This window comes from Streptomyces sp. CB02261 (assembly GCF_001905665.1).
GTDB lineage: Bacteria > Actinomycetota > Actinomycetes > Streptomycetales > Streptomycetaceae > Streptomyces.
Map to the genome: position 1 here is coordinate 349,170 of NZ_LIVX01000006.1, position 22,354 is coordinate 371,523.

General features: G+C 72.4%; 28 protein-coding genes. 17 read left to right on the plus strand and 11 right to left on the minus strand.

Going from position 1 to position 22,354, the window contains the following annotated elements; translation table 11 throughout:
• Positions 1–10: 10 nt before the first annotated feature.
• The 5 genes from AMK29_RS21825 to thpD all read left to right on the plus strand — a co-directional run bounded on the left by AMK29_RS21825 (position 11) and on the right by thpD (position 4,440).
• A complete protein-coding gene (locus tag AMK29_RS21825; RefSeq protein ID WP_073815449.1) occupies positions 11–814 on the plus strand; it encodes an endonuclease I family protein in 804 nt (267 codons plus the stop codon).
• Between the two features lie 347 nt (positions 815–1,161).
• Positions 1,162–1,677: a diaminobutyrate acetyltransferase gene (gene ectA / locus AMK29_RS21830; protein WP_073815450.1), complete on the plus strand. Its 516-nt coding sequence runs from the start codon at positions 1,162–1,164 to the stop codon at positions 1,675–1,677.
• A gap of 78 nt (positions 1,678–1,755) precedes the next feature.
• Complete coding sequence (gene ectB / locus AMK29_RS21835) at positions 1,756–3,021, plus strand: diaminobutyrate--2-oxoglutarate transaminase (protein ID WP_073815868.1); 1,266 nt, start codon at positions 1,756–1,758, stop codon at positions 3,019–3,021.
• 55 nt (positions 3,022–3,076) lie between these two features.
• Complete coding sequence (locus AMK29_RS21840; RefSeq protein WP_073815452.1) at positions 3,077–3,496, plus strand: ectoine synthase; 420 nt, start codon at positions 3,077–3,079, stop codon at positions 3,494–3,496.
• 59 nt (positions 3,497–3,555) lie between these two features.
• Positions 3,556–4,440, plus strand: coding sequence for an ectoine hydroxylase (gene thpD, locus AMK29_RS21845; RefSeq protein ID WP_073815455.1), 885 nt, complete (start codon positions 3,556–3,558; stop codon positions 4,438–4,440).
• Positions 4,441–4,557: 117 nt separating this feature from the next.
• Here the strand turns inward: thpD and AMK29_RS21850 are convergent, their stop codons facing one another.
• Positions 4,558–5,430, minus strand: a complete 873-nt coding sequence (locus AMK29_RS21850; RefSeq protein ID WP_073815457.1) for an RNA polymerase sigma factor SigF — start codon at positions 5,428–5,430, stop codon at positions 4,558–4,560.
• A gap of 177 nt (positions 5,431–5,607) precedes the next feature.
• Between AMK29_RS21850 and AMK29_RS21855 the strand changes: the two genes are divergently transcribed.
• The gene (locus AMK29_RS21855; RefSeq protein WP_241845620.1) at positions 5,608–6,033 is read left to right on the plus strand and encodes an ATP-binding protein; all 426 of its coding nucleotides are present in this window, start codon (positions 5,608–5,610) and stop codon (positions 6,031–6,033) included.
• 112 nt (positions 6,034–6,145) lie between these two features.
• Here the strand turns inward: AMK29_RS21855 and AMK29_RS21860 are convergent, their stop codons facing one another.
• Both AMK29_RS21860 and AMK29_RS21865 read right to left on the minus strand, forming a co-directional pair.
• Positions 6,146–6,370: a DUF6458 family protein gene (locus AMK29_RS21860; RefSeq protein ID WP_073815459.1), complete on the minus strand. Its 225-nt coding sequence runs from the start codon at positions 6,368–6,370 to the stop codon at positions 6,146–6,148.
• A 76-nt stretch (positions 6,371–6,446) separates the two neighbouring features.
• A complete protein-coding gene (locus tag AMK29_RS21865; protein ID WP_079197034.1) occupies positions 6,447–7,019 on the minus strand; it encodes an HPP family protein in 573 nt (190 codons plus the stop codon).
• A 220-nt stretch (positions 7,020–7,239) separates the two neighbouring features.
• Between AMK29_RS21865 and AMK29_RS21870 the strand changes: the two genes are divergently transcribed.
• Together AMK29_RS21870 and AMK29_RS21875 are read left to right on the plus strand one after the other, a co-directional pair.
• Positions 7,240–8,514 (plus strand): VWA domain-containing protein, encoded by a 1,275-nt coding sequence (locus AMK29_RS21870; protein ID WP_073815461.1) that lies wholly within the window; start codon positions 7,240–7,242, stop codon positions 8,512–8,514.
• Complete coding sequence (locus tag AMK29_RS21875; protein ID WP_073815463.1) at positions 8,514–9,353, plus strand: hypothetical protein; 840 nt, start codon at positions 8,514–8,516, stop codon at positions 9,351–9,353. The genes AMK29_RS21870 and AMK29_RS21875 overlap by 1 nt, the downstream gene beginning before the upstream one ends.
• 81 nt (positions 9,354–9,434) lie before the next feature.
• On the opposite strand, the gene AMK29_RS21880 is transcribed toward AMK29_RS21875, so the two are convergent.
• Positions 9,435–9,656 (minus strand): hypothetical protein, encoded by a 222-nt coding sequence (locus tag AMK29_RS21880; RefSeq protein ID WP_073815466.1) that lies wholly within the window; start codon positions 9,654–9,656, stop codon positions 9,435–9,437.
• A gap of 124 nt (positions 9,657–9,780) precedes the next feature.
• Here AMK29_RS21880 and AMK29_RS21885 point away from each other — a divergent pair, with 124 nt between their 5' ends.
• Entirely contained in the window at positions 9,781–10,218 is a 438-nt protein-coding gene (locus AMK29_RS21885; RefSeq protein ID WP_073815468.1) for an OsmC family protein, read from the plus strand.
• Between the two features lie 15 nt (positions 10,219–10,233).
• On the opposite strand, the gene AMK29_RS21890 is transcribed toward AMK29_RS21885, so the two are convergent.
• Entirely contained in the window at positions 10,234–10,926 is a 693-nt protein-coding gene (locus AMK29_RS21890; protein WP_073815471.1) for an RraA family protein, read from the minus strand.
• A 191-nt stretch (positions 10,927–11,117) separates the two neighbouring features.
• On the opposite strand from AMK29_RS21890, the gene AMK29_RS21895 reads away from it, so the two are divergent.
• Positions 11,118–12,617, plus strand: a complete 1,500-nt coding sequence (locus AMK29_RS21895) for an APC family permease (RefSeq protein WP_073815473.1) — start codon at positions 11,118–11,120, stop codon at positions 12,615–12,617.
• Position 12,618: 1 nt separating this feature from the next.
• Positions 12,619–13,035, plus strand: coding sequence for a universal stress protein (locus AMK29_RS21900; RefSeq protein WP_073815475.1), 417 nt, complete (start codon positions 12,619–12,621; stop codon positions 13,033–13,035).
• Positions 13,036–13,047: 12 nt separating this feature from the next.
• Here the strand turns inward: AMK29_RS21900 and AMK29_RS21905 are convergent, their stop codons facing one another.
• Complete coding sequence (locus AMK29_RS21905; RefSeq protein ID WP_073815478.1) at positions 13,048–14,499, minus strand: carboxylesterase/lipase family protein; 1,452 nt, start codon at positions 14,497–14,499, stop codon at positions 13,048–13,050.
• A 200-nt stretch (positions 14,500–14,699) separates the two neighbouring features.
• On the opposite strand from AMK29_RS21905, the gene AMK29_RS21910 reads away from it, so the two are divergent.
• The gene (locus AMK29_RS21910; protein WP_073815480.1) at positions 14,700–15,047 is read left to right on the plus strand and encodes a hypothetical protein; all 348 of its coding nucleotides are present in this window, start codon (positions 14,700–14,702) and stop codon (positions 15,045–15,047) included.
• Here AMK29_RS21910 and AMK29_RS21915 read toward each other — a convergent pair.
• The 3 genes from AMK29_RS21915 to AMK29_RS21925 form a co-directional block, all read right to left on the minus strand.
• Positions 15,038–15,385, minus strand: a complete 348-nt coding sequence (locus AMK29_RS21915; RefSeq protein WP_073815876.1) for a nuclear transport factor 2 family protein — start codon at positions 15,383–15,385, stop codon at positions 15,038–15,040. The genes AMK29_RS21910 and AMK29_RS21915 overlap by 10 nt on opposite strands.
• Positions 15,386–15,456: 71 nt before the next feature.
• Complete coding sequence (locus tag AMK29_RS21920) at positions 15,457–15,963, minus strand: DinB family protein (RefSeq protein WP_073815484.1); 507 nt, start codon at positions 15,961–15,963, stop codon at positions 15,457–15,459.
• A 111-nt stretch (positions 15,964–16,074) separates the two neighbouring features.
• On the minus strand, positions 16,075–16,446 hold the full coding sequence (locus AMK29_RS21925) for a cupin domain-containing protein (RefSeq protein WP_073815487.1): 372 nt from the start codon (positions 16,444–16,446) through the stop codon (positions 16,075–16,077).
• 365 nt (positions 16,447–16,811) lie between these two features.
• On the opposite strand from AMK29_RS21925, the gene AMK29_RS21930 reads away from it, so the two are divergent.
• The 3 genes from AMK29_RS21930 (at position 16,812) to AMK29_RS21940 (ending at position 19,229) form a co-directional block, all read left to right on the plus strand.
• Positions 16,812–17,171 carry an SPW repeat protein gene (locus tag AMK29_RS21930; RefSeq protein ID WP_241845622.1) on the plus strand — a complete coding sequence of 120 codons (360 nt, stop codon included), beginning with the start codon at positions 16,812–16,814 and terminating at the stop codon, positions 17,169–17,171.
• Between the two features lie 189 nt (positions 17,172–17,360).
• The gene (locus tag AMK29_RS21935) at positions 17,361–17,714 is read left to right on the plus strand and encodes a DUF805 domain-containing protein (protein WP_073815492.1); all 354 of its coding nucleotides are present in this window, start codon (positions 17,361–17,363) and stop codon (positions 17,712–17,714) included.
• 225 nt (positions 17,715–17,939) lie between these two features.
• Positions 17,940–19,229 (plus strand): ATP-binding protein, encoded by a 1,290-nt coding sequence (locus tag AMK29_RS21940; RefSeq protein ID WP_073815494.1) that lies wholly within the window; start codon positions 17,940–17,942, stop codon positions 19,227–19,229.
• Here AMK29_RS21940 and AMK29_RS21945 read toward each other — a convergent pair.
• Entirely contained in the window at positions 19,207–20,145 is a 939-nt protein-coding gene (locus AMK29_RS21945; RefSeq protein ID WP_073815496.1) for a carbohydrate kinase family protein, read from the minus strand. The two genes, AMK29_RS21940 and AMK29_RS21945, sit on opposite strands and share 23 nt — an antisense overlap.
• 188 nt (positions 20,146–20,333) lie before the next feature.
• Between AMK29_RS21945 and AMK29_RS21950 the strand changes: the two genes are divergently transcribed.
• The gene (locus tag AMK29_RS21950; RefSeq protein WP_073815499.1) at positions 20,334–20,927 is read left to right on the plus strand and encodes a YdeI/OmpD-associated family protein; all 594 of its coding nucleotides are present in this window, start codon (positions 20,334–20,336) and stop codon (positions 20,925–20,927) included.
• 31 nt (positions 20,928–20,958) lie between these two features.
• Here the strand turns inward: AMK29_RS21950 and AMK29_RS21955 are convergent, their stop codons facing one another.
• Positions 20,959–21,483 carry a GNAT family N-acetyltransferase gene (locus tag AMK29_RS21955; RefSeq protein ID WP_241845624.1) on the minus strand — a complete coding sequence of 175 codons (525 nt, stop codon included), beginning with the start codon at positions 21,481–21,483 and terminating at the stop codon, positions 20,959–20,961.
• A gap of 119 nt (positions 21,484–21,602) precedes the next feature.
• Here AMK29_RS21955 and AMK29_RS21960 point away from each other — a divergent pair, with 119 nt between their 5' ends.
• The gene (locus AMK29_RS21960; protein WP_073815502.1) at positions 21,603–22,280 is read left to right on the plus strand and encodes an NADPH-dependent F420 reductase; all 678 of its coding nucleotides are present in this window, start codon (positions 21,603–21,605) and stop codon (positions 22,278–22,280) included.
• Positions 22,281–22,354 lie beyond the last annotated feature (74 nt).

Consider the following 22,354-nt stretch of genomic DNA (forward strand, 5'->3'; position numbering starts at 1 on the left):
GGCACCCCCCATGTCCGCTGCACAGACAGGCCGCTGGAAGGCGCGAGCGGCAGCGATAGCCGCCGTCCTCGTCACCCTCACGCTTCCGACGGTCACCGCGACTCCCGCGAGCGCCACGACCACCGCGTACGACAGCACCTATTACAAGAACGCGATCGGCAAGACCGGTACGAGCCTCAAGTCCTCGCTGCACACGATCATCAGCAGCCAGAGCAAGATCTCGTACGACGCCGTCTGGAACGCCCTGAAGGTCACCGACCAGGACCCCGCCAACTCCGCCAACGTCGTCCTGCTGTACAGCGGCGCCTCGCGCAGCAAGAGCCTCAACGGGGGTGACGTGGGCGACTGGAACCGCGAGCACGTGTGGGCCCAGTCCCACGGCAGCTTCGGCACCTCGGCCGGCCCGGGCACCGACCTCCACCATCTGCGCGCCTGTGACGTCCAGGTCAACAGCACCCGGGGGAACAAGGACTGGGACACCGGCGGCAGCCCGGTGAGTGGCGCCTCCGGCAGCTACACGGACAGCAACTCGTTCGAGCCGCGGAACGCGGACAAGGGCGACGTGGCCCGGATGATCCTCTACATGGCCGTGCGCTACGAGGGCGACGACGCCTGGGCCGACCTGGAGCCGAACGACTCGACCACCAACGGCAGCGTCCCCTTCCACGGCCGCCTCTCGGTCCTCAAGCAGTGGAACGAGCAGGACCCGCCGAGCGCTTTCGAGGAGCGCCGCAACGACGTCATCTTCAACACCTACCAGGGGAACCGGAATCCGTTCATCGACCACCCGGAGTGGGTCGAGGCGATCTGGTAGTCCGACCAGGTCGGAGATCGGACGGAGCCGGGCCCGGTGCGCGCACCGGGCCCGGCTCCGCGCATGTCGACCCAAGATCCTGACCGCTCGCGGCACGTTCAAACGCCAAATGGCGGATGTTCTCACGGTCTTCGCACAGGCGCGGGACACACCCCGGAGACGTTATGTGTCCGTTATAAACGGTGACTATGTCCCATTCTGTACGCCTTTTTCATGTGAGGAAGCTTGCATTCCAGCCTCACGGGACACCGGAGCACCTATCACGGACTCCTGTCCAGAACAAGCCCTTGGGTCGAGGAAGTTCCCGGATCCACTGGGTAGCTTCGGCCCCCATGACCACAGCCCATATGACAGCCCCGGTCGGCGGCCTCGACATCGGCCCCGCCTCCATCGACGACGGCGCCGAGCTCTGGCGGATCGCCCGCGGATCGGGGGAACTCGACCTCAACTCGCCCTACAGCTACCTGCTGTGGTGCCGCGACTTCGCCGACACGACCGCCGTCGCCCGTGACGCCTCCGGACGCCCGGTCGGCTTCGTCACCGGCTACCTGCGGCCCGACGCGCCGGAGACGCTCTTCGTCTGGCAGGTCGCCGTGGAGGGTTCACACCGCGGAAGCGGGGTAGCCGGGACCCTGCTCGACGCCCTGACCGCACGGGTCGCGGCCGAGCACGGAGTCAGCCGCGTCGAGGCCACCGTCACCCCCGGGAACCTCGCCTCCGACCGGCTGTTCCGGTCCTACGCGCGCCGGCACGGCGCGGACCTGACGCAGGAGGTGCTGTTCCCTTCAGCCGCCTTCCCCGCGGCAGGACACGAGTCCGAGGTGTTGTACCGCATCGGTCCCCTCGGGCCCCGGGAGTCCTGAGCCGGCCCACCGCGTCCTGAGCCGTCGTCCGCACGCACCACGTTCCCGAACCACACCTGGAGAAGAGACTCCGTGACCCTGATCGACATCGCCGCCCCCTCCGTCTTCGAGGCCCTCGAGTCCGAGGTCCGCAGCTACTGCCGCGCCTGGCCGGTCGTCTTCGAACGCGCCAGCGGCAGCAGGCTGTACGACGAGCACGGGCGTCCGTACCTCGACTTCTTCGCCGGCGCGGGCTCCCTGAACTACGGCCACAACAACCCGGTCCTCAAGCGGGCCCTCCTCGACTACCTCGCCGACGACGGGATCACCCACGGTCTCGACATGTCGACGACGGCCAAACGCGACTTCCTGGAGACCTTCCACGAGACGGTCCTCGAACCCCGCGCCCTGCCCTACAAGGTGATGTTCCCCGGCCCCACCGGCACCAACGCCGTGGAGGCCGCGCTGAAGCTCGCCCGCAAGGTCACCGGGCGCCAGACCGTCGTCTCCTTCACCAACGCCTTCCACGGCATGTCGCTCGGTTCGCTGGCCGTCACCGGCAACGCCGCCAAGCGCGCCGGAGCGGGCGTCCCGCTGCACCACGCCTTCCGCATGCCCTTCGACGACTACCTCGACGGGCAGGTCCCCGACTTCCTCTGGTTCGAGCGTCTCCTGGGCGACTCCGGTTCAGGTCTCGACCACCCGGCGGCCGTGATCGTCGAGACCGTCCAGGGCGAGGGCGGCATCAACGTCGCCCGGGCCGAGTGGCTGCGCGGGCTCGCGGAGCTCTGCCGCCGCCACGACATGCTCCTCATCGTCGACGACATCCAGATGGGCTGCGGGCGCACCGGCGACTTCTTCTCCTTCGAGGAGGCGGGCATCACGCCCGACATCGTCACCCTGTCCAAGTCCATCAGCGGATACGGCCTGCCGATGGCCCTGTGCCTGTTCCGGCAGGAGCTCGACGTGTGGGAGCCCGGCGAGCACAACGGAACCTTCCGCGGCAACAACCCCGCCTTCGTCACCGCCACGGCCGCCCTCGACGCCCACTGGCGCGACGGCGCCCTGCGCGAGCGCACCCTGAGCCGGGCCGGCCGGGTGGAGAGCGCCCTCCTCGACCTGTGCGGGGGCGACGGACGGACCGGCGTCTCCGTCCGCGGCCGCGGCCTGGTCTGGGGCCTGGAGTTCGCCGACGGCGACCGGGCCGCGGCCGTGTGCCGGCGCGCGTTCGAGACCGGGCTGCTCCTGGAGACGTCGGGTCCCGACGGCGAGGTGGTCAAGCTGCTGCCGCCGCTGACCGCGACGGACGAGGACCTCGACGAGGGTCTCGGCATCCTGGCCCGCTCCGTGCGCCACACCGCCTGACCCCGCAGAGCCGCCACCGCACACGCATCGAGCACGCACCGAAAGGCAACACCCCATGATCGTCCGTTCCTTCGACGAGCTGGAGAACACCGAGCGGCACGTGAAGGCCGCCTCGGGCACGTGGGAGAGCAAGCGCATCGTCCTCGCCCGCGAGCGGGTGGGCTTCTCCCTCCACGAGACCGTGCTGTACGCGGGCACCGAGACGTCCATGTGGTACGCGCACCACGTCGAGGCCGTCGTCTGCACGGCGGGCGAGGCCGAGCTCACCGACCACGAGACCGGCCGCACGTACACGATCGTGCCCGGAACGATGTACCTGCTCGACGGGCACGAGCGCCACACCCTCAAGGTCAAGCGGGACTTCCGCTGCCTCTGCGTCTTCAACCCGCCCGTCACGGGCCGCGAGGACCACGACGAGAACGGCGTCTACCCCCTGCTCACCGAGCCGGACGAGACCGTCCGCGAAGAGAGCTGAGCCGGGCACGACACCGGACGCCCGAACGAACCCGCACAGGAAGGAAGGCACGCTCCCTCATGACCTCCGCACCCACCCGTCCCGTCGACCTCTACCCCACCCGTGGCCCCAAGGAGGAGCTGATCGGGCGCAAGGACCCCGTGGTGTGGTCCGAGCCCGGCACGGCGGGGCCGTTCTGGGCCCGTGAACTGGAGGAGTACGACCGCGACGGTTTCCTCACCGTGGACGAGCTGGTCGCCCCGCACGAGGTCGACGAACTCCGGGCCGAGCTGGACCGGCTCGTCACCGATCCCGCCGTACGGGCGGACGAACGGGCGATCGTCGAACCCAGCTCCCAGGAGATACGTTCCGTCTTCGAGGTGCACCGGATCAGCGAGGTCTTTGCCCGGCTGGCCGAGGACCCGCGGCTCGTGGGGCGCGCCCGCCAGATCCTCGGCTCGGACGTCTACGTCCACCAGTCGCGGGTCAACGTCAAGCCCGGCTTCGGCGCCAGCGGCTTCTACTGGCACTCCGACTTCGAGACCTGGCACGCCGAGGACGGCCTGCCGAGGATGCGGACCGTCTCGGTCTCGATCGCGCTGACCCCGAACCACACCACCAACGGCAGCCTGATGATCATGCCGGGCTCGCACCGCACCTTCCTGGGCTGCGCCGGTGAGACGCCTCGGGACAACTACAAGAAGTCGCTGCAGATGCAGGACGCCGGGACCCCGTCCGACGAGGCGCTGACCACCTTCGCCGAGGCCTGCGGCATCCGCCACTTCACCGGTCCCGCGGGGTCCGCCACCTGGTTCGACTGCAACGCCCTGCACGGTTCGGGCGACAACATCACCCCGTACCCCCGGAGCAACGTGTTCCTCGTGTTCAACAGCGTCGAGAACCGGCCCGAGGCACCCTTCGCGGCCCCGGTCCCGCGGCCCTCCTTCATCGCGGCGCGCCCGTGAGGACACCCGCTCGGGAGCGCGCCGACACGTTCCCGGACGCGGTCCGCTGAGAACGAGAGATGAGACCGAGAGAGGGGCCCGGCCTGATGGCCGGGCCCCTCTCGGCTCGCTGGTCCCTCAGCCGTCGGTGGCCGGCTCGACCATGCCCTCCCGCAGCCGGTTCAGGCTCCGGGCGAGGAGGCGCGAGACGTGCATCTGCGAGACGCCGAGCCGCTCCCCGATCTGCGTCTGGGTCAGCTCCTCGACGAAGCGGAGGTGCAGCAGCACCCGGTCGCGCTCGTCCAGGGCCTCCACGAGCGGGGCGAGGGTGTGGAAGTCCTCGAAGAGCTCGATCGCCGGGTCCTCCCGGCCGATGAGGTCGGCCAGCGCGGCGTCGTCGTCCTCGCTGTCGGCGCCGCCGATCGTGGCGTCGAGGGACGTGGAGTTGTAGCCGTTGGCGGCCACCTGGGCCTCGACGACCTCCTCCTCGGACAGGTTCATGAGCGGAGCCAGCTCCGCGACCCGGGGAGCCCGGCCGAGCCGGGAGCTCAGCTCGTCGGTCGCCTTCGCGAGCTCCACCCGCGCCTCCTGGAGCCGGCGGGGGACGTGCACCGCCCAGGTGGTGTCGCGGAAGAACCGCTTGATCTCCCCCACGATGTAGGGCACGGCGAAGGTGGCGAACTCGACCTCGCGCGAGAGGTCGAAGCGGTCGATCGCCTTGATCAGGCCGACCATGCCGACCTGGACGATGTCCTCCATCTCGTCGCCCCGCGCACGGAACCGCCCCGCCGCGTACCGCACCAGCGACATGTTCATCTCGATCAGCGTGTTGCGCACGTACTGGTGCTCCGCGGTGCCCTCCTCCCGTGCCGCCAGCTCGCGGAAGAACACCTTCGACAGGGCCCGCGCGTCCTGGGGCGGGAGTCGGTGCGGCGCGTCGAGAACCGGCAGGTCCTCACGCGTACCGTTCGTCGTGTACGTCGTCGTCGCCTCGGCCGGCTGGGTCCGCACGGGAACCTCCTCCTGCTCGCGGTCGGTTCAGCGGTCCCGGTTCTCGTACCCCGGCTTCCCTTGAGCACTCCTCGTCCGTTTCGGCCGCTTCCTCACCTGGTCGGGTGCATCAGGGCGGGAGGAACGGGCAGGCGAATCCCATCACCTGATGACGAACCAGGCAGAAAGGGACTCGTGATGAACACCCGGAGCGACACCCTGTCCCGGGCGGCCGCGGCTGACCCGCACGGTACGGGCCACGGCGGGTCGTCCCCGGTCCGTACACCGGCTCAGGCGCGCGGCCTCGTCCGCCACGCGCTCGCGGCTCTCGGCCCCCTGCGTCCCTCCCAGGTCGAGGATCTGCTTCTCGTCACCTCGGAGTTGGTCACGAACGCGCTCCGCCACGGGGGTGGGGTCACCGGCTTCGGGATCAGGGTCGGACCCGACGTGGTGACCCTGTCCGTGGCCGACGCCAGTGGGATCTCCCCGCTCTACCAGCTCCGCGACGAGCTGCGTCCCGGCGGCTTCGGCTGGCCGATCGTGCTGCGGCTGTGCCGTGAGGTGTCCGTCGACACCCGCCCGGACGGCAAGACCATCCACGCGACGGTGGCGGTCGACCGGTGACCCGGACACGGAGAAGAGACCCGCACACGGAAGAGGAGGGGTGGCCACGCGATTCGCGTGGCCACCCCTCCTCTTCCGTGTGCGGGGCCGTCCGGTGCGGACGGACACCGTCTCAGAGAAGGTCTCGTCGGTCGTTCTCGGCCACCGTGGTGGTGGCCGGCGGGACCACGAGCCGACGCCGCCTCAGAATGCTGGTGTAGACCGCCGTGCCGATGATGCCGACGGCCATGAGGATCAGACCGACCAGGTCGAGGTTGACCCCGTCGACCTGCCAGTCGGACGCGAACGTGAGAATGGCCCCGACCGCGATCAGGATGATGCACACTCCCAGACCCATGATGCCTCCCTAGTGGGTGAGATGGGCATCGGCTACCCCCGTCCTCGCGGGTCATCCCCGGATCGCGGTCGGGGACTCACCACCAGTAGGCGGGGTACCTCGGTGATCCGCGCCGGACGCGGGACGCGGCGAAGGCGGTCACCACGAGCAGGACCGTGGATCCGAACAGCAGCGGCACGAACCTGCCCGGCGCGGGCGCCTGCAGCACGATGACGACGGCGGTGGCGCAGGCGGGCGAGTGCGGGGTCCGGGCGAGCGTCGTCAGGGCGAGGGTGAGACCGGCGGCGAGGGCGGCGGCCCACGCGCTGCCCTGCGCGGCGACGGCGGCCACCGCGTAGCCGGCGGCGGCTCCGAGAAGGTGACCCACGACCACGCTCCGCGGCTGGGCCAGCGGAAGGGCGGGGGCGCAGTGCACCAGTGCGGCGCTGGCGGCGAGCGGCGGTATGAGCACCGGCTCGTGGATCACGGCGCCGATCGCGACGAGTCCCAACAGGGCGGCCGTGGCCGCGCTGACGTTGTGGAAGGCGGCCGCGGGCGCGGGCCGGGCGGGGGCGCGACCGGCCATCCGGCGCCGCCGCGGGCTTCGCTCGTCGGAGCCGGCGGCGGCGGTCGGGGCGGGCTCGGGGCGCAGGGCGGTGTCGGTGCTCATGGGGCGCGGTGTTTCCGGGGTGGCGGCCTGGGGGCCGGACGAGACGGGGGCTGGCTGGTGGTCGTACGGGACCCTGTGGTCGACAGTCGGCCCGGTCTCGCGCCTCGGCCTGGTGCGGCGGCGCGACCGCCCACCACTCTAACCAGCGGGTTCCCGGTGGCGCGGGCGGGGTCGGCGGTCTCGTTTTGGATTGTCGGAGGATCATCAATACGATCCGGCGATGATCACGAGAAAACGGCTGACGACCGGGGCCTGCGCGCTGCTCGCCGCCCTGAGCGTCGCGCTGCTGCCGACGAGCGCGGCCGCCGACGAGCCAGTGGCGAAGGAATCCCCCAAGGTCGAGCTGGTCCTCGACGTCAGCGGCTCCATGCGGGCCAAGGACATCGACGGCAAGTCCCGGATGGCGGCGGCCAAGCAGGCCTTCAACGAGGTCCTGGACGCGGTGCCCGAGGAGGTCCGGCTGGGCATCCGCACCCTGGGCGCCGACTACCCGGGACCGGACCGCAAGCGGGGCTGCAAGGACACCCGCCAGCTCTACCCGGTCGGCCCCCTCGACCGGACCGAGGCGAAGACCGCGGTGGCCACCCTGGCCCCGACGGGCTGGACCCCGATCGGCCCGGCGCTACTCGGCGCTGCCGAGGACCTGGAGGGCGGCGAGGCCACCCGCAGGATCGTGCTCATCACGGACGGCGAGGACACCTGCGCCCCGCTCGACCCGTGCCAGGTGGCACGGGAGATCGCGGCGAAGGGCATCCACCTCGTCATCGACACCCTGGGCCTGGTGCCGGACGCCAAGACCCGGCAGCAGCTCACGTGCATCGCGGAGGCGACCGGAGGGACGTACACCTCGGTCCACCGCACCGAGGACCTCTCCCGCCGCGTCCGCCAGCTGGTCGACCGCGCCGCCGACCCGGTCGTCACGCCCGTGGCCACCGAGGGCGCCGGGCGCTGCGCCGACGCGCCGCAGCTCAAGCCCGGCCTGTACACCGACCGCGAGTCCTTCGGTGAGCACCGCTGGTACCGGGTGGACCTGCTGCCGGGGCAGGAACTGCGCGCCTCCGTCAGCGTGTCGGCCGACCGGGCCGTCAACGACGACTACGGCGTGCTGCTCCGGGCCGTCACCCGGCACGGCCGGGAGATCGTGCGCGGCTCCGAGGCGAGCGACGGACGCACCGACGTGATCTCGACGGGCCTGCGCTACCCGAAGCCGGAACGCGACGACGGGCCGGGGGACGCGAAGCCGGTCGCCGAGACGGTCTGTCTCCAGGTCAGCAACTCGTTCTCCGCTCCCCCGTCGGTCAAGACGACGCCGGGCATGCCCATCGAGCTGACGGTGGACGTCGTCGACGGTCCGGCGGCCGCCTCGGACGTGGCCTCGTTCGGCCTGGGCCGCGGCTGGTGGCTGCTGGGCGCGCTGGTGCTCGTCGGCTTCGTGGCCGGTCTGCTCTGGGGCTGGCTGTCCCGCTGGCGCGTCGCTGTCTGGAGGACCCACTGATGCGTACCGTACGCATGCTCGCCGCGGCCGCGCTCACGGGCGCCGCTCTGTTCGGCGTCGCGGCTCCGGCCGCCGTGGCCGACTCCCCGTCCGCCACGGCCGACCCCGGCGAGGACACCCGCTCCACGGCGGGACCGACGGAGGCCGGCACGACCTTCCGTACCGCCGCCCGGTTCCTTCCGGGGCAGCAGGCCACCGCGCGGGCCGCTACGGGTGACTACCTGTACTGGGTGTTCCCCGCGGACACCGGTCAGCGCCCGACGGTGAACGCCACCGTAACCCTGCCCGAGGCGGCGCTGCGGCACGGACCCACGACCTGGCGGGTCGACGTGTACGACGGACTGCGGCGCCGTCAGCCCTGCATGTACGGGACGCAGTCCCGTACGGCGGCCCGGGAGACCGCGACCGTGGAACTCGCCTGTGTGCTGCGTCCGGTCCGCGCGGCGGCCGACGCGTGGGCGAACGACCCGCTGCCCGGCAGCTACTACGTGCGGCTGACCGTCACGGGCCTGCCGGACGAGGACCTCGGCCAGCCGTTCTCCGCCCGGATCGGGGCGAGCATCCACGACGAGGGCGGCGCCCACGCCTCGGACGGCGCACTCGCCGCGCCGCTCGTCCCGGGGGCGACGACCGCCGACGAGGCGGAGGCCGCCGCCGACGCCGGCCGTCCCTCGGCCGTGGAGGCCGCGGCCCCGGAGGACGGCTGGTCCTCCGGCTGGTGGTCCGACCGCTGGCTCTGGACCGCGGCGGGCGGCGTACTCGCGGCCCTCGCGGGCATCGGCGGCTACGTCCTCACACGCGGCGCGGGACGCCCGTCCCGCGTCCCGCCGGCCGCCTGACGCCTGACGCCGACACTCTGAAGGCCCCCACCGTCTCCGTGCGGTGGGGGCCTTCGTGCGTGGTGGCTCGGCCGGTCCGGTTCACCGGCGGGCGAAGGGCGCGCGCGAGCGGAGCTGGGCGCGGGAGATCCGGGCGCGCTGGCCGCCGCCCGCGATCAGGGCGTTGACGGAGACCATCGGGTCGCCGCCCACCGACCGGGCGAGCAGGGCCCCGAGCACCAGCGGTCCGAGGGCGACCGCGAGGGCCGTACCGGTGGTCGTGACGTGCTGGAGGGGCCGGGTGCGCCGGGCGTCGGAGGTCATGACGACAGTTCAGCAGCGGGCGGCCTCCGACGTATCGGTCGTCGTACTCAGACGGGCGGCGCCGGGCTACTCAGCCGGGCGTACCGTATCAGGGGCGCATTCGACGACGAAGGAGACCGCCGCCATGGCCGATTACCGGATCGAGACCGTCCGCACCGGGTACCGGAACTGGACCGCCCGCAACGACCGGGGTGCGGAGGTCCGGATGGCCGCGGCGGACGACGCCGACGCCCAGCCCTCGTTCACCCCGGTCGAGTTGCTGCTCGCGGCGATGGGCGGCTGTGGGGGCCTGGTCGTGGACCGGACCGCGCGGGCGGTTGACCACGACGACCTGCGGATCGTGGTGGAGTCGGTCTCCGGCCCCGAGGACGACGGCCGGGTGGGCCGGATCCGCGTCAGCTACGAGTTCGAGCTGCCGGACAGCAACCCGCGGGCGGCCGAGGTGTTCGCCCGCGGGGTGCGGCTGACGCACGAGAAGTTCTGCACGGTGAGCAGGACCGTGGAGCACGGCGCGCGCGTGGAGGCGATCCTGCCGGACGGCACGGTCGGCTTCGAGGGCTGACGCCGTGCGCCGGCCTCACTCCTCGATCGCTCCGCCGATCCGGCGCAGATGCTGCCGGAAGGTGTACGAGGGGTCCTCGGCCCGGTCCGCCAGATAGGCGTCGAAGCGGGTCTGCGCGCGGAGGGTCTCCCCCGCCCTGATCCGGCGGGCCTGCTCGCGCTCCGTGTGGAAGAGGCCGCGGGCGGCCTCCAGGACGGCGGCCGCGCGGGCGGCCGTCACGAACAGCACGCCGTCGTCGTCGCCGAACACCACGTCGGCGCCCGTCACCTCGTGGTCGCCGAAGCGGGCGGTGACAAGCGCGTCCGGGTCCCGGGGGTCGACGCGGACGGGTCCGGGCGCGTGACGTCCGTAGGAGAAGACGGGCAGGCCGATCTCGACGAGGTCGGGGGTGTCCCGGTGCAGGCCCCAGACGACGACACCGGAGACGCCGGCCGCTTCGGCCTCCAGCACGGCGAGGTCTCCGATGCAGGCCTCGTCGTCGCGGCCGGCGTTGTCGACGACGAGGACGTCTCCGGGCTCGGCGTGCCCGAAGGCCTCCAGGAAGACGTCGACGCTTCCGTGATGGCGGGTGGGCAGCGCTCGTCCGGCGACGCGCCCGCCGGGGACGACGGGCAGGATCCCGGCGGGGGCCGCGCGCAACGGTTCCCCGAGGCGTACGCAGGCGTCGGCGATGAGTGGGGTGGAGAGGTCGGCGAAGTCCTTCAGCATGCGGGCGTTCCGTTCCGTGACGGGTGCGGCGGGCTGCGCGATGCTATCGGGCGGTGACGGCTCCGCGGCTTGTCCCGAACGTCATCCGGAATGCGGGCAAAGCCGGGCGTTCTTACGATGAGGGGACGTACGCCCCGGTGTGGTCGGGGCACCCGCGGAGTGCCGTCGGGCCGGAGCCGGAGCGAGGGACCATGACCGCAGAGGACGCCGCGCCGCAGGAACGGGACCCCGGCCTCAAACCCGACGCGATCGGCTTCGTCGACGCGCTCGTCATCGGGCTCAACTCGACCTCTCCGGCGTACTCCCTCGCGGCCGTCATCGGCCCGATCGTCGCCCTGGTCGGGATCTACGCCCCCGGCGTGATGTTCGCGTCCTTCGTGCCGATGCTGTTCATCGCGTCGGCGTTCTACTACCTGAACAAGGTGGACCAGGACTGCGGCACGACGTTCTCCTGGGTCACGCGGGCCATGGGGCCCTGGGCCGGCTGGCTCGGCGGCTGGGCCATCGCGATGACCGGCGTCCTGGTCGTCGGCTCGCTCGCGGACGTGGCCGTCAGCTTCGGGCTGCTCGCCGTCGGCCTGGACAGCTGGGTGGACAACGCCTTCGTACGCCAGCTGCTCACGGTGCTGCTCATCCTGGTGATGACGGCCGTGTGCGTGATCGGCACGGAGCTGTCGGCCAAGGTGCAGAACGTCCTGATCCTCGCGCAGGTCGCCTTCCTGCTGGTCTTCGTGGTGGTGGCGCTGTACCGGGTGTACGCCGGCACGAGCACGTACGACTCCGTCGAGCCGTCCCTCGACTGGCTCAACCCCTTCGGCGCGGGAGGCGCGGCACTCACCGGCGGCCTGCTGCTCGGCGTGTTCATCTACTGGGGCTGGGAGTCGGCCGTCAACCTCACCGAGGAGGTCGAGAACTCCGCGAGCGCCCCCGGCAAGGCGGGCGTGTGGTCGACCGTCATCCTCCTCGTCACCTACGTGTCCGTCGGCTTCGCGGTCGTCGCCTACGCCGGTCCGGCGTTCCTGGCGGAGAACGCGGGCGAGGAGGAGTTCCTCTTCGCCCAGCTGGCCACCGACGTGCTGGGCGGCTGGGACTGGGTCCTGCTCCTCGCCGTCTCCACGTCCGCCATCGCCTCCACCCAGACGACGATCATCCCGGCCTCGCGCACCGCCCTCTCGATGGCCCGCCGCCGCGCGCTGCCCGCGCCGTACGCTCACGTCAGCCCGCGCTTCCGCACCCCCGACGTGAGCACGTGGTGGGTCGCCGGCATCGCCATCGCCTGGTACCTGGTGGTGAACCAGATCAGCGCCAACGCCCTCCTGGACTCCCTGACCGCACTGTCCCTGCTCATCGCCTTCTACTACGCGCTCACCGGCGTCGCCTGCGCGGTCTACCACCGGCGCCACCTCACCGAGAGCGTCCACAACTTCCTGCTGATCGGCCTCGGCCCGCTCGTCGGCGCCGGGCTGCTGACCTGGCTGCTCGTGCGGTCGGTCGCCGACATGTCCGATCCCGCGAACTCGTACAGCGGAACCTCGTGGTTCGGCCTGGGGCCGCCGCTCGTCATCGGGATCGGCATCGCCCTCACCGGTGTGGTCCTCATGGTCGTGTGGCGGCTGCGGTCGCCCGCGTTCTGGCGGGAGCGGCCCGGGGTGGCCGACCCCGATCTGGTCCGCCGCGGCAAGGAGCACTGAGATGCCTGTCGTCCTCGGATACGACGAGTCCCCCGGCGCCCACCGCGCCCTGCGCATCGCGATCGAGGTGGCGGCCGCCTTCGACGACCGGCTCGTCCTCGTCTACGGGGCCGCCGCTCCCGGCCTCACGGGCGAGGAGTACCGGTCCCACCACGAGGCCGTCCGGCAGGCCGGCCGCGCCGGCCTGGAGCACGCCGTCGCGGAGGCCGACCGGGCGGGCGTGCCGACGGTCGTCGAGGTGCTCGACGAGAAGCCCGCCCAGGCCCTGATCGACGCGGCGCACCGGCACGAGGCCCGGGTCATCGTGGTGGGCAGCTGGGGCGAGAGCCCGATCCGCGGGGCGCTTCTCGGCTCCACGCCCCACAAACTCCTGCACATGTCGACGGTGCCGGTGCTCTGCGTCCCTCCGGAGACGTGACCGGCCGGGGCGTCAGCCGAGCCAGAGGGCGCGCACCGGGCCCAGCGGGTCCGCCTCGATCCGGGGCTCGGCGTCCCAGATCATCGTGGCGCGCCCCTCGGGGGTGTAGCGCGGCCAGTCGGCACCCGGGTCCTGATGGGTCACGAAGGCGACCCAGGCCCGGTGCAGCGCGTCGGCGAGCACGCGCGGCGGCGCCTCCCCTGCGGCGGCCGTGACCCCTTCGGCGTCGAGGAGGTCGAAAGCGAACGGCAGGTCGAGGCAGTGGACGGCGAGCCCGACGACCGGGGACCGCCAGGCGAACTCGTAGAGCCAGGTGGGGCGCCCGCGCGCGGCGCGGGCGTCCGCGACGGCGAGGTTCGGGGCGCGGAAGGTCGCGTCGGTGAGCGCCTGGCCGAAGAGCCGCTCGGCGCCGTCCTTCGCGTACGCCTCGGCGAAGGCGTCCGCCTTGGCGGGGTCGAGGCCGAGCCCGCCGAGCAGCACCGGCAGGGGCGGACCCTCGGGCCCCGGCCCGGGGAACATCGTGAACTCGTGCGCGGTGAAGCCGAGCATCAGCGGGACGTCGGCGCCCGCGTCTCCCGTCGTGAGCGCGTCGAGAGCGGGCCGGGGAATCAGCTCGCCGTCGGCGAAGGGGGCGAGGGCCAGCAGCGGCGGCAGGCCCTCGCGGTCCGGGCCCGGCTCCGCCAGGCGGTCCTGGAGGGCGAGGAGTTCGTCGTCGCCGAGGTCGCGGAGGGCGGCGGCGGTGGCGGGGACTCCGGTGCGGGAGGTGAGGAGCAGGGAGGCCGCGCGGGCCACCTCGGGGCCGTCGGGGCGCGGGACCGCGCCGGAGACGGAGAGAGCGCCCCGGAAGAGGCCCCGGGCGGCGGGGCAGGCGAGCAGGGTCTGGACGGCGCCGCCGCCCGCCGACTGTCCGGCGACGGTGACCTTGGCCGGGTCGCCGCCGAAGGCCGCGATGTTGTCCCGCACCCAGGCGAGGGCGGCGACCCAGTCCCGTACGCCCCGGTTGTCGGGGGCGTCCTCCAGGTGCAGGAAGCCCTCGATGCCGAGCCGGTAGCCGAGCGAGACGAGCACCACGCCGTCCCGGTTGAACGCGGCTCCGTCGTACCAGGGGCTGGCCGCCGAGCCGGCGACGTAGCCGCCGCCGTGGATCCACACGAGCACGGGCAGGGCGGCGGACGGTGCGACGGACGGGGTGAAGACGTTGAGGTTGAGGATTCCGGCGCCCGGGACGGAGGGCTCGGGAATGGTGGTGACCTCGGCGAAGGGACGGCGCTGTGCGGTCGGCCCGTACCGGGTGGCGTCCAGCGGTTCCGACCACGGTTCCGGCGGTACGGGCGCGGCGAACCGGAGGTCGCCCACGGGCGGCCGCGCGTACGGGATGCCCAGGAAGCGGAGGCTGCCGTCGGCGCGGCGCTCGCCTCTGACGGGCCCTCGGGCGGTGGAGACGACGGGGCCGGAGGTGCTCATGGGTCACTGGCTCCTTCTCGCGCGGTGCGGCGGGGGCACGCGCCGGGGACGCGGGGCCCGGGAGGAGCCTGCCATCGCCATTTACACGTGTCAATGAGTGATCGCACCCCTCGCGAGATTAGGGTGAGCTCTAGACTCGGAGGGATCGTCCGGAGTCCCGGGGCCTCGCCCCCGCGAGGGGAAGGCGGTACCTCGAAGCCATGGCCGGGTTCCTCATCGTCCTCCTGATCGGGGTGGGGCTCATGACCGCCGGCGCGGTCTGGAAGGGGCGGTCGGTCCGCCCCTTCGCCGCCTCGCGGGCCCGGTCCGTGGCCCAGCGGGAGTACGCCCGCGACCTGCTGCGCGCCGCCGACCTCGTGATCGCGACGGCACGCCGGTCCGCGGGCGAGGGCGAACCGGCGATCGTCACCGTCGAGGCGGTGGTCCTGACGACCCGCGAGCGCTACGGGTACGCCGTGGTGGAGAGGCGCGACGCGGCGGCGGCCCTGCGCCGCCGGTTCGAGTACCGGCGGTGCGCGGTCGACTGCGTCACGGACGCCTACGGCTGACGGTCCGCCTCCGGCACGGGCGTTCCCTGGTGGTAGTACATGCGCAGGCCCGAGCCCTGGGGCGCGCCGGGGTCGCGGCGCCAGAGCGAACTGCGCCGGACCCGGCGGCCCTCGCGGACCGTCTCGTAGGTGAGGTGGACGAGTCCCGGGGCGAGCAGGACGCCGGTGAAGGCCTCCGGTTCGTGGCGCGGACCGTCCTCGGCACCGCCGTCCATCTCGGGCAGGTCGGCGAGCATCTCCTCGTACGTCCAGCGTCGGCCGGACGCGCCCACCTCGACGAACTCCGGGTCGAGCAGCGTGGCGGCGAGCGTCCGCGAGCCGCGCACCACCGGGTCCATGAGACGCAGTTCGCCCGCGACGGCCTCGGCGACCTCCGGGTCCTGGAGCGCCTGGGGCGCGGTCACGGACCTCACTCCCCCGTCGTGCCGTCGAGCCGCTCGCGCAGCAGGTCGGCGTGGCCGTTGTGCCGCGCGTACTCCTCGATCATGTGGGCGAGGACGTAGCGCAGGGAGTACGACTCCTCCCCGTGCGTACCGGTGATGTCGAGGGATTCGGCCGCGTCCACGAACGCGCGGGATCGGGCGCACTCCTCGCGCCAGATCGTGAAGGCCTCGTCGACGTCGGCTCCGTCCACGTCGAAGTCGGCCCGCTCGGTGGAGCCGGGCGGGGTCCAGTGGCTGCGACTCCGCTCGCCGGCCAGGGTGTTGCGGAACCAGCCGCGTTCGACGTCGGCGGCGTGACGGACGAGTCCGAGCAGGGAGAGGTCCGAAGGGGCGACCGCCCGCTCCCGCAGCTGGTCCGGCGCGAGCCCCGCGCACTTGAGGGCGAGCGTGTCGCGCTGGAAGTCCAGCATGGCGGTGAGGGTGGCGCGTTCGTCGGCGGCGTACGGAACGGGCGTGCGGTGATCTTGAGTCATGCGGGCATTGTGCCCGGGGCGGGCATCGGGCGGCCCGTTTCCGTGGCCGACCGCCGGTCGGCCACGGTGCCAACCGCGGCCCCGAGGGGGTGGGCCGGATCGGTCGGAGCGTCAGCCCCCGGCTCGCTTGGCGTAGTCGCCGAAGCCCGACCAGTCGAGGACCACGCAGGCGTCGTCGCCGAGCACCCAGGCGTCGTGGCCGGGCGTGACCTCCATGAAGTCCCCGCTGCCGAACTCCGTGGACTCGCCGTCGTCCATGACGACCTTCATCCGCCCGCTGACCACGTAACCGACGTGCGAGGCCTGGCAGCTGTCGGTGCCGGCGATCGGCTTGACGTGCTTGGACCACTGCCAGCCCGGCTCGAACACGGCCCGGCCGACCGGGCCGCCTCCGCTGGTGAGCAGGTCGAGCCTGCCCTTGCCGTCCTCGAAGGGACGGGTCTCGTCCGCTGTGTCGAAGCTCTTTCGTACGATGCCGGCCATGATCCACTCCCGGCGCTGGAGAGGCCCCGAGTCCTCTTCCAGGCTACGCCGGGATGCCGCAGGACACCGTGCACGGTGACGCACCCAGGTCGTTCATATTTAAACGAATTCCTGTCGAACAGGAGGAGTCGCTTGGCGGTTCTCTGCAGAGTGCGGACCGGAATTTTGTACGCATCCCTGAGGGGACGGATCTACACATAAAGGATATGTAAGGGCACAATGAAACAGCGGCCTCATTCGCCGCACATACGGTCACACGTGCAGGACGCCAGAAGGAGGCGAGTCGTATGGCCGACGTTTCCCACCGTCCCGGTGATATCGCGGGGCACCCAGATGCGCCGGAAATGCGGGACCGATATGCCCGTATGCTCCAGACCCGAGGTGTGGCGGCCGTCGAGGAACTCGTGATCCTCGCCGGTGTCTACGCCGCGATCTCCGCGTGGACGGTCCACTTCTCCGCGGCCCAGCCCTCGTTGGCCCTCACCAACCTGGTCGTCGGCATCGCCCTCGCGGTCCTCGGCCTGTGCATGTCGATGGTTCCCGAGCGGTCGCAGGACCTGAACTTCGTCGTCCTGCTGATGGGCGCGTGGCTGATCATCGCCCCCTGGGTGGTCGGACAGAGCCCCGACACCGGCACCGTCCTCAGCAACGTGATCACCGGCGCGTGCGTCTGCCTGTTCTCTCTCACGGCCGGCGGACTGCTCATGACCAAGCGAAGGACATGACCTTCTGATCCTCTCCCCGAGCGGCGGCACCTCCACCCCGGAGGCGCCGCCGTTCATCGCGTCCGAACCCGGAACGGCCACCGCCCGGTAACGAATCGACCCATGCGGTTTCAGCCACCTGCGTACTGCGCAAAGCTTCCTCCACAGGGACAGGCTCCCGCTCGCACACCCAGTCCTCGGGGGGACAAAGTGAACTGGTACCTCGAAGCCTTCAAGAAGTACGCGGTGTTCAGCGGCCGGGCGCGCCGCAAGGAATTCTGGATGTTCCAGCTGATCAGCCTCATCGTCTCGATCATTCTGTACGGCATCGACCTGGCGATCGGCATGCCGCTGCTGGGCTCCCTCTACGCCCTCGCCATCCTCCTGCCGGCCCTGGGCCTGTTCGTCCGCCGGCTCCACGACACCGACCGCTCGGGCTGGTGGATCCTCATCGGTCTGGTCCCGCTGGTCGGCTCCATCGTGCTCATCGTCTTCGCCTGCCTCGAGGGCGACCAGCGCGAGAACGGGCACGGCCCGAACCCGAAGCCGGCCCCGGCCCACTGACCGTCCCGCCGCCCGACGGCCCGACCGTCCGACGGCCCCGGTCTCCGGCACAGCCCCTGGAAGGAACTCCTTCCAGGGGCTTCTCGCATGCCGGACCACACGGAGCCCGCATAGCGCCGGTCCGGCGCGTTCGCCCGCACCGGCTTGTGCAGGATGGCGCACGACCGGGGTCGGGGACCGCGCCTAGCCTCGCCGCAACAGCACCAACGAGGGGCGGCACCACCGGTGAACTGGCACATCCACGACTACCGCGAGAGCGATCTCGCCGCCGTCGTCCATCTGATCGACACCACCGCCGAACTCGGACAGGAGTCCGTGTTCTCCCTTGCCGAGTGCATCGGGGCCCTGACCACACGCCAGCCCGCCGTGGTCGCCGTCCACCAGGGCGTGCCCATCGGGGCGGCGCTCGCCTGTGTGTCCGGCGAGCGGGCGTGGGTCATGCGGATCGCCATCTCCTCCGCGTGGCGCGGGCGTGGCCTCGCCAGCGCCCTGCTCGTGGAGTTGGAGCGGCGGCTCGTCGCGGCCCGCGTCGGGCGGATCGCGTACGTCCTGCCCGAGGAGGAACTCCTCGGCGAAGGCCTCCTGAACGCCGGATACACCCGTCAGCCGGCCGTCGCCTACTTCGAGAAGACGGAGCCGCTGCACGGACCGGCCGCCGGGCTCCTCGACGACCTGGGCGGCCGGCTGCTCCCCGGCGACCTGTGGGCCAAGGTCGCCGGGATGGAACGGGAGAAGGACCTGATCGAACGCCGGGTCGTGCTGCCGCTCGCGGAGCCTGAACGGGCCGGGCGGCACGGGGTGCGTCCACCGCGCGCGATCTGCCTGTTCGGCCCGCCGGGCACCGGCAAGACCACGTTCGCGCGCGGCATCGCCTCACGCCTCGGCTGGCCGTTCGTGGAGATCCTGCCTTCCCGCCTGGCGGACGAGGGGAACCTCGCCGCGGCCCTGCGGTCCGCGTTCGCCCGGATCGCGGAGCTGGAGCGGGTCCTCGTCTTCATCGACGAGGTCGAGGAGATCGCTCCGGTGCGCGCGGAGCCCGCGCAGCCCGGCGGCATGCACGGGGTGACGAACGAACTCCTCAAGCTGATACCGGGCTTCCGCGAGCGGGACGAGCGGCTGCTCGTCTGCGCCACCAACTCCATCCGGTCCCTCGACCCGGCCTTCCTGCGCCCCGGACGCTTCGACTACCTCATCCCCATCGGTACGCCGGACAAGGCGGCGCGGGCCGCGATCTGGGCCCGCTACACGGACGGCCGCGCGGACGTCGACATCGACGAACTGGTCGTCGCGAGCGAGCTGTTCACACCCGCCGACATCGAGCACGCGGCCAGGATCGCCGCCCAGTCCTCCTTCGGGCGGGACCTGCTCGCGGTCGGCGGGCGCGGCGGCGACGGTCCGGCACCGGGCGCGAGCACCGCGGACTATCTGGCGGCCATCGGGGAGTGCCGGCCGACGGTCACCCCGGAGATGGTCGAGCAGTTCGCGTCGGACATCACGACACACGCCCGGACCTGAGCGTGAACGCCTCCCCGGCCGCGTCCAGTTCGGCGCGGTCGGGCGGGTGGGCGCCGGCCCGGGAGACGGTCACGGCCGCCGCCGCGCCCGCCGTCCGCAGCAGCCCCGCGAGGTGCTCGGCGCCGAGCGCGCCGAGTTCCTCCCGCCCGTGCCCGGCGAGGGTGTCGAGGACGGCGGACATGAAGGAGTCGCCCGCGCCGACGGTGTCGACGACGGCGACCGGGGGAGCGTCCGCGACGACCGTCCCCCGTCGGGTGACGGCGAGCGAGCCGGCCGCGCCCCGGGTGACCAGCACGACACCGGGACCGAGGGTCAGCCACCGGGCGGCGACCGTGCCCGGGTCCTCGCCGGGGTACAGCCAGGCCAGGTCCTCGTCGCTGGCCTTGACGAGGTCGCTGAGGGCGACGCACCGTTCGACGCGGGCGACGGCCGCGTCGTGCTCCCCCATCAGCGCGGGCCGTACGTTGGGGTCGTAGCTGACCGTGGCCCGGCTCCGGAGCCGCTCGGTCTCGGCGAGGACGGTGGCCGCGCCGGGGTCCGTGACGGCGGCGATCGATCCGATGTGGACATGGGCGGGCGCGAGGTCGGCCGGCGCGCCGGCCGTGAGCGTCCAGGCGATGTCGAAGGTGTACGAGGCCGTGCCGTGCGCGTCGAGTCCCACGACCGCCGACGGGGTGCGCTCGGGAGCGCCGCCGACCTCCACCCGTACGCCCGCCGCCGTGAGGTGCTCGGCGATGCGGCGGCCGTGGGGGTCGTCGGCGAGCTGGGTGAGCAGGGTGACGTCCCGGCCGAGGCGGCCGAGGCCGTAGGCGACGTTGGCGGGGCTGCCGCCGGGGTGGACACGGTCGGCGACGTCCGAGCCGACGGGGGCGCGGACGACGTCGGCGACGCATTCGCCGATCACCAGGAAGGACATGGTCGGAGCTCCTCGGCGTAGGTGTCCTGCCGGCCGGTGGACGATCCGCAGATCGTACGCGGCTCCGCGCCGCACCGGGTCGGACGGGGCGGCCCGCCGGGATCGTCTGCCCGGCCGGCCGGCGCGCTGTCACTATCGTGTTCACGTCGAGGTGCCGTCGGATCCGCCGGTGGTGCCGGTCAACGGGGATGAGGGGCGTTCCGGTGGAGACGGTCGAGGGGCTCGCGGTCATGTCGTTCTCCGACGGGACGGAGCTGGAGGCCTGGCTGGAGCAGCACCACGGGGACACCCCCGGCATCTGGCTGCTGCTCGCCCGCAAGGGCTCGGACCTCGCCTCGCCGGACGCGGAGGAGATCCTCGACGGCACGCTGATCTACGGCTGGATCACCGGCAAGCGCAAGGCACTCGACGAGCGTTCCTATCTGCAGAAGATCACCCCGCGCCGGCCGCGCAGCCTCTGGTCCCAGGTCAACGTGCGCCAGGTGGAGGCGCTCACCGCCGCCGGCCGGATGCGGGAGCCGGGCCTCGTCGAGGTGCGGGCGGCGCAGGCCGACGGACGGTGGGAGGCCGCGTACCCCTCCCAGAAGGACGCGACGGTGCCGGAGGACCTCGCGGCGGCCCTGGCGGCGCAGCCGAGGGCCGCCGAGGCCTTCGAGGCGCTGGGGAAGACCGACCGCTACCTGGTGATCCTCGGCCTGCTGCAGGCGCGCACCGCGAAGACCAGGACGGCGCGTCTCGAACGGGCGGTTGCCCGGCTCGCGGCGGGCGAGCCGCCCCGCTGACGGCGGGTGCTCCTCCGGGCGGACGTCGGGGTCAGGCCCGGTGGCGGCGGTACAGCACCTGGTGGGCGTCCCACTCCACGAAGGACTCGGCGTACTCCAGGCCGACGGCCTCCAGGAGCCGGCGTGAGCGGTGGTTCGCCTCCTGGGTGACGGCGACGACGCTCGGCGTGCCCTCCAGGGTCCTCGCTACGACGGCACCGACCGCCTCCCGTGCGTAGCCCCTCCCCCAGTGCTCGGGCAGGAACTGGTACGACAGCTCCGTCTCCCCGCCCCGCGCGCCCGGCTCGACCGTGACGAGGCCGAGGAAGACACCGTCCTCGGCCCGGACCACGGCGTGGAAACCGGGCGCCCCGACGATCCGGCGCCGCCTGATCCGGATCACCGACTCGATGACGGGGCCGCCGAGGTGGCGCCGTACCTCGGGGTCGGTCCACAGGCGGGTCACGGCGTCCAGGTCGGAGTCCCGGACGGGCCGCAGGAGCAGACGCCCGGTGCCGAGCGTCTCGGGGGCGGCGGCCGGCACGGGGGCCGGGGCGGAGTGCGGGGGGATGGCCACAACTCCGATCATCGCAGGACCGCCGGCTTCGCAAGGAACCGCGTCGGCGGTCCTAGACCGAAGGGCCGACCGAGGTCGGGTTCCGGGACCGAGGTGCGGGTGCGGCCCGCGCGGCCACGATGAGCGGCATGCGAATCGGAATTCTCGGAACGGGAAACGTAGGACGGGCGCTCGCGTCGGCGTGGGCGCGGGCCGGTCATGAGGTGGTCATCGGGTCACGTCGGCCCGACGACCGGGAGCTGCGGGCGGAGCTGGAGGAACTCACCGCGGCGGGCGTACGGATCGACGGTTCGGCGGGCGCCGCGGCACACGCGGAGGTGCTGGTGAACGCCACCCCGGGCACGGAGTCCGTGGCCCTCCTGACCACCGTCGGGGCGCCCGCGCTGGCCGGGAGGATCATCCTGGACGTCGGGGTCGGCTTCCTGGAGGACGGGACGCTCTCGCATCCGGTGGTCAGCCTCGGCGAGGAGATCCAGCGGGCGTTCCCGGGGACGCGGGTGGTGAAGACGCTCGCGACGGTCGACCGGAAGGTGATGGTCGCGCCGCACTCCCTGGCGGGTCCCGGCACAGTGTTCCTCTCCGGTGAGGACGCCTCGGCGAAGAAGGTGGTGCGCGGCCTGGTCACCGATCTCGGCTGGTCCGACGACGCGGTGCTCGACCTGGGCGGCATCGCGACGGCGCGCGGCCAGGAGCACTTCGCCCTGCTCTTCATCGGCATCGCGCAGGCGACCGGCACCTACGAGTTCGGTATCCGGGTGGTCCTCCCGGCGACGGGCGGGAGCGGTCCCGACCACTAGGGGTGTCGGGCGGGCGGGTCACGGGGCCGCCCGCCCGTCCGCCAGGGCGGCTTCGATCGACGGCCGGTCCGGGG

What these genes read in the sequence shown, in the direction of transcription:
- AMK29_RS21880 (WP_073815466.1), bottom strand. Translation starts at nt 9,656, where the DNA reads ATGACCTCCGACGCCCGGCGCACCCGGCCCCTCCAGCACGTCACGACC.
- AMK29_RS21930 (WP_241845622.1), top strand. Translation starts at nt 16,812, where the DNA reads ATGCTCCAGACCCGAGGTGTGGCGGCCGTCGAGGAACTCGTGATCCTC.
- AMK29_RS21860 (WP_073815459.1), bottom strand. Translation starts at nt 6,370, where the DNA reads ATGGGTCTGGGAGTGTGCATCATCCTGATCGCGGTCGGGGCCATTCTC.
- AMK29_RS21960 (WP_073815502.1), top strand. Translation starts at nt 21,603, where the DNA reads ATGAGCGGCATGCGAATCGGAATTCTCGGAACGGGAAACGTAGGACGG.
- AMK29_RS21825 (WP_073815449.1), top strand. Translation starts at nt 11, where the DNA reads ATGTCCGCTGCACAGACAGGCCGCTGGAAGGCGCGAGCGGCAGCGATA.
- AMK29_RS21900 (WP_073815475.1), top strand. Translation starts at nt 12,619, where the DNA reads ATGCCTGTCGTCCTCGGATACGACGAGTCCCCCGGCGCCCACCGCGCC.
- AMK29_RS21905 (WP_073815478.1), bottom strand. Translation starts at nt 14,499, where the DNA reads ATGAGCACCTCCGGCCCCGTCGTCTCCACCGCCCGAGGGCCCGTCAGA.
- AMK29_RS21840 (WP_073815452.1), top strand. Translation starts at nt 3,077, where the DNA reads ATGATCGTCCGTTCCTTCGACGAGCTGGAGAACACCGAGCGGCACGTG.
- AMK29_RS21865 (WP_079197034.1), bottom strand. Translation starts at nt 7,019, where the DNA reads ATGAGCACCGACACCGCCCTGCGCCCCGAGCCCGCCCCGACCGCCGCC.
- AMK29_RS21855 (WP_241845620.1), top strand. Translation starts at nt 5,608, where the DNA reads ATGAACACCCGGAGCGACACCCTGTCCCGGGCGGCCGCGGCTGACCCG.
- AMK29_RS21950 (WP_073815499.1), top strand. Translation starts at nt 20,334, where the DNA reads ATGAGGGGCGTTCCGGTGGAGACGGTCGAGGGGCTCGCGGTCATGTCG.
- AMK29_RS21920 (WP_073815484.1), bottom strand. Translation starts at nt 15,963, where the DNA reads ATGACTCAAGATCACCGCACGCCCGTTCCGTACGCCGCCGACGAACGC.
- AMK29_RS21945 (WP_073815496.1), bottom strand. Translation starts at nt 20,145, where the DNA reads ATGTCCTTCCTGGTGATCGGCGAATGCGTCGCCGACGTCGTCCGCGCC.
- thpD (WP_073815455.1), top strand. Translation starts at nt 3,556, where the DNA reads ATGACCTCCGCACCCACCCGTCCCGTCGACCTCTACCCCACCCGTGGC.
- AMK29_RS21875 (WP_073815463.1), top strand. Translation starts at nt 8,514, where the DNA reads ATGCGTACCGTACGCATGCTCGCCGCGGCCGCGCTCACGGGCGCCGCT.
- AMK29_RS21870 (WP_073815461.1), top strand. Translation starts at nt 7,240, where the DNA reads ATGATCACGAGAAAACGGCTGACGACCGGGGCCTGCGCGCTGCTCGCC.
- AMK29_RS21895 (WP_073815473.1), top strand. Translation starts at nt 11,118, where the DNA reads ATGACCGCAGAGGACGCCGCGCCGCAGGAACGGGACCCCGGCCTCAAA.
- AMK29_RS21925 (WP_073815487.1), bottom strand. Translation starts at nt 16,446, where the DNA reads ATGGCCGGCATCGTACGAAAGAGCTTCGACACAGCGGACGAGACCCGT.
- AMK29_RS21915 (WP_073815876.1), bottom strand. Translation starts at nt 15,385, where the DNA reads ATGGACCCGGTGGTGCGCGGCTCGCGGACGCTCGCCGCCACGCTGCTC.
- AMK29_RS21910 (WP_073815480.1), top strand. Translation starts at nt 14,700, where the DNA reads ATGGCCGGGTTCCTCATCGTCCTCCTGATCGGGGTGGGGCTCATGACC.
- ectA (WP_073815450.1), top strand. Translation starts at nt 1,162, where the DNA reads ATGACAGCCCCGGTCGGCGGCCTCGACATCGGCCCCGCCTCCATCGAC.
- AMK29_RS21885 (WP_073815468.1), top strand. Translation starts at nt 9,781, where the DNA reads ATGGCCGATTACCGGATCGAGACCGTCCGCACCGGGTACCGGAACTGG.
- AMK29_RS21890 (WP_073815471.1), bottom strand. Translation starts at nt 10,926, where the DNA reads ATGCTGAAGGACTTCGCCGACCTCTCCACCCCACTCATCGCCGACGCC.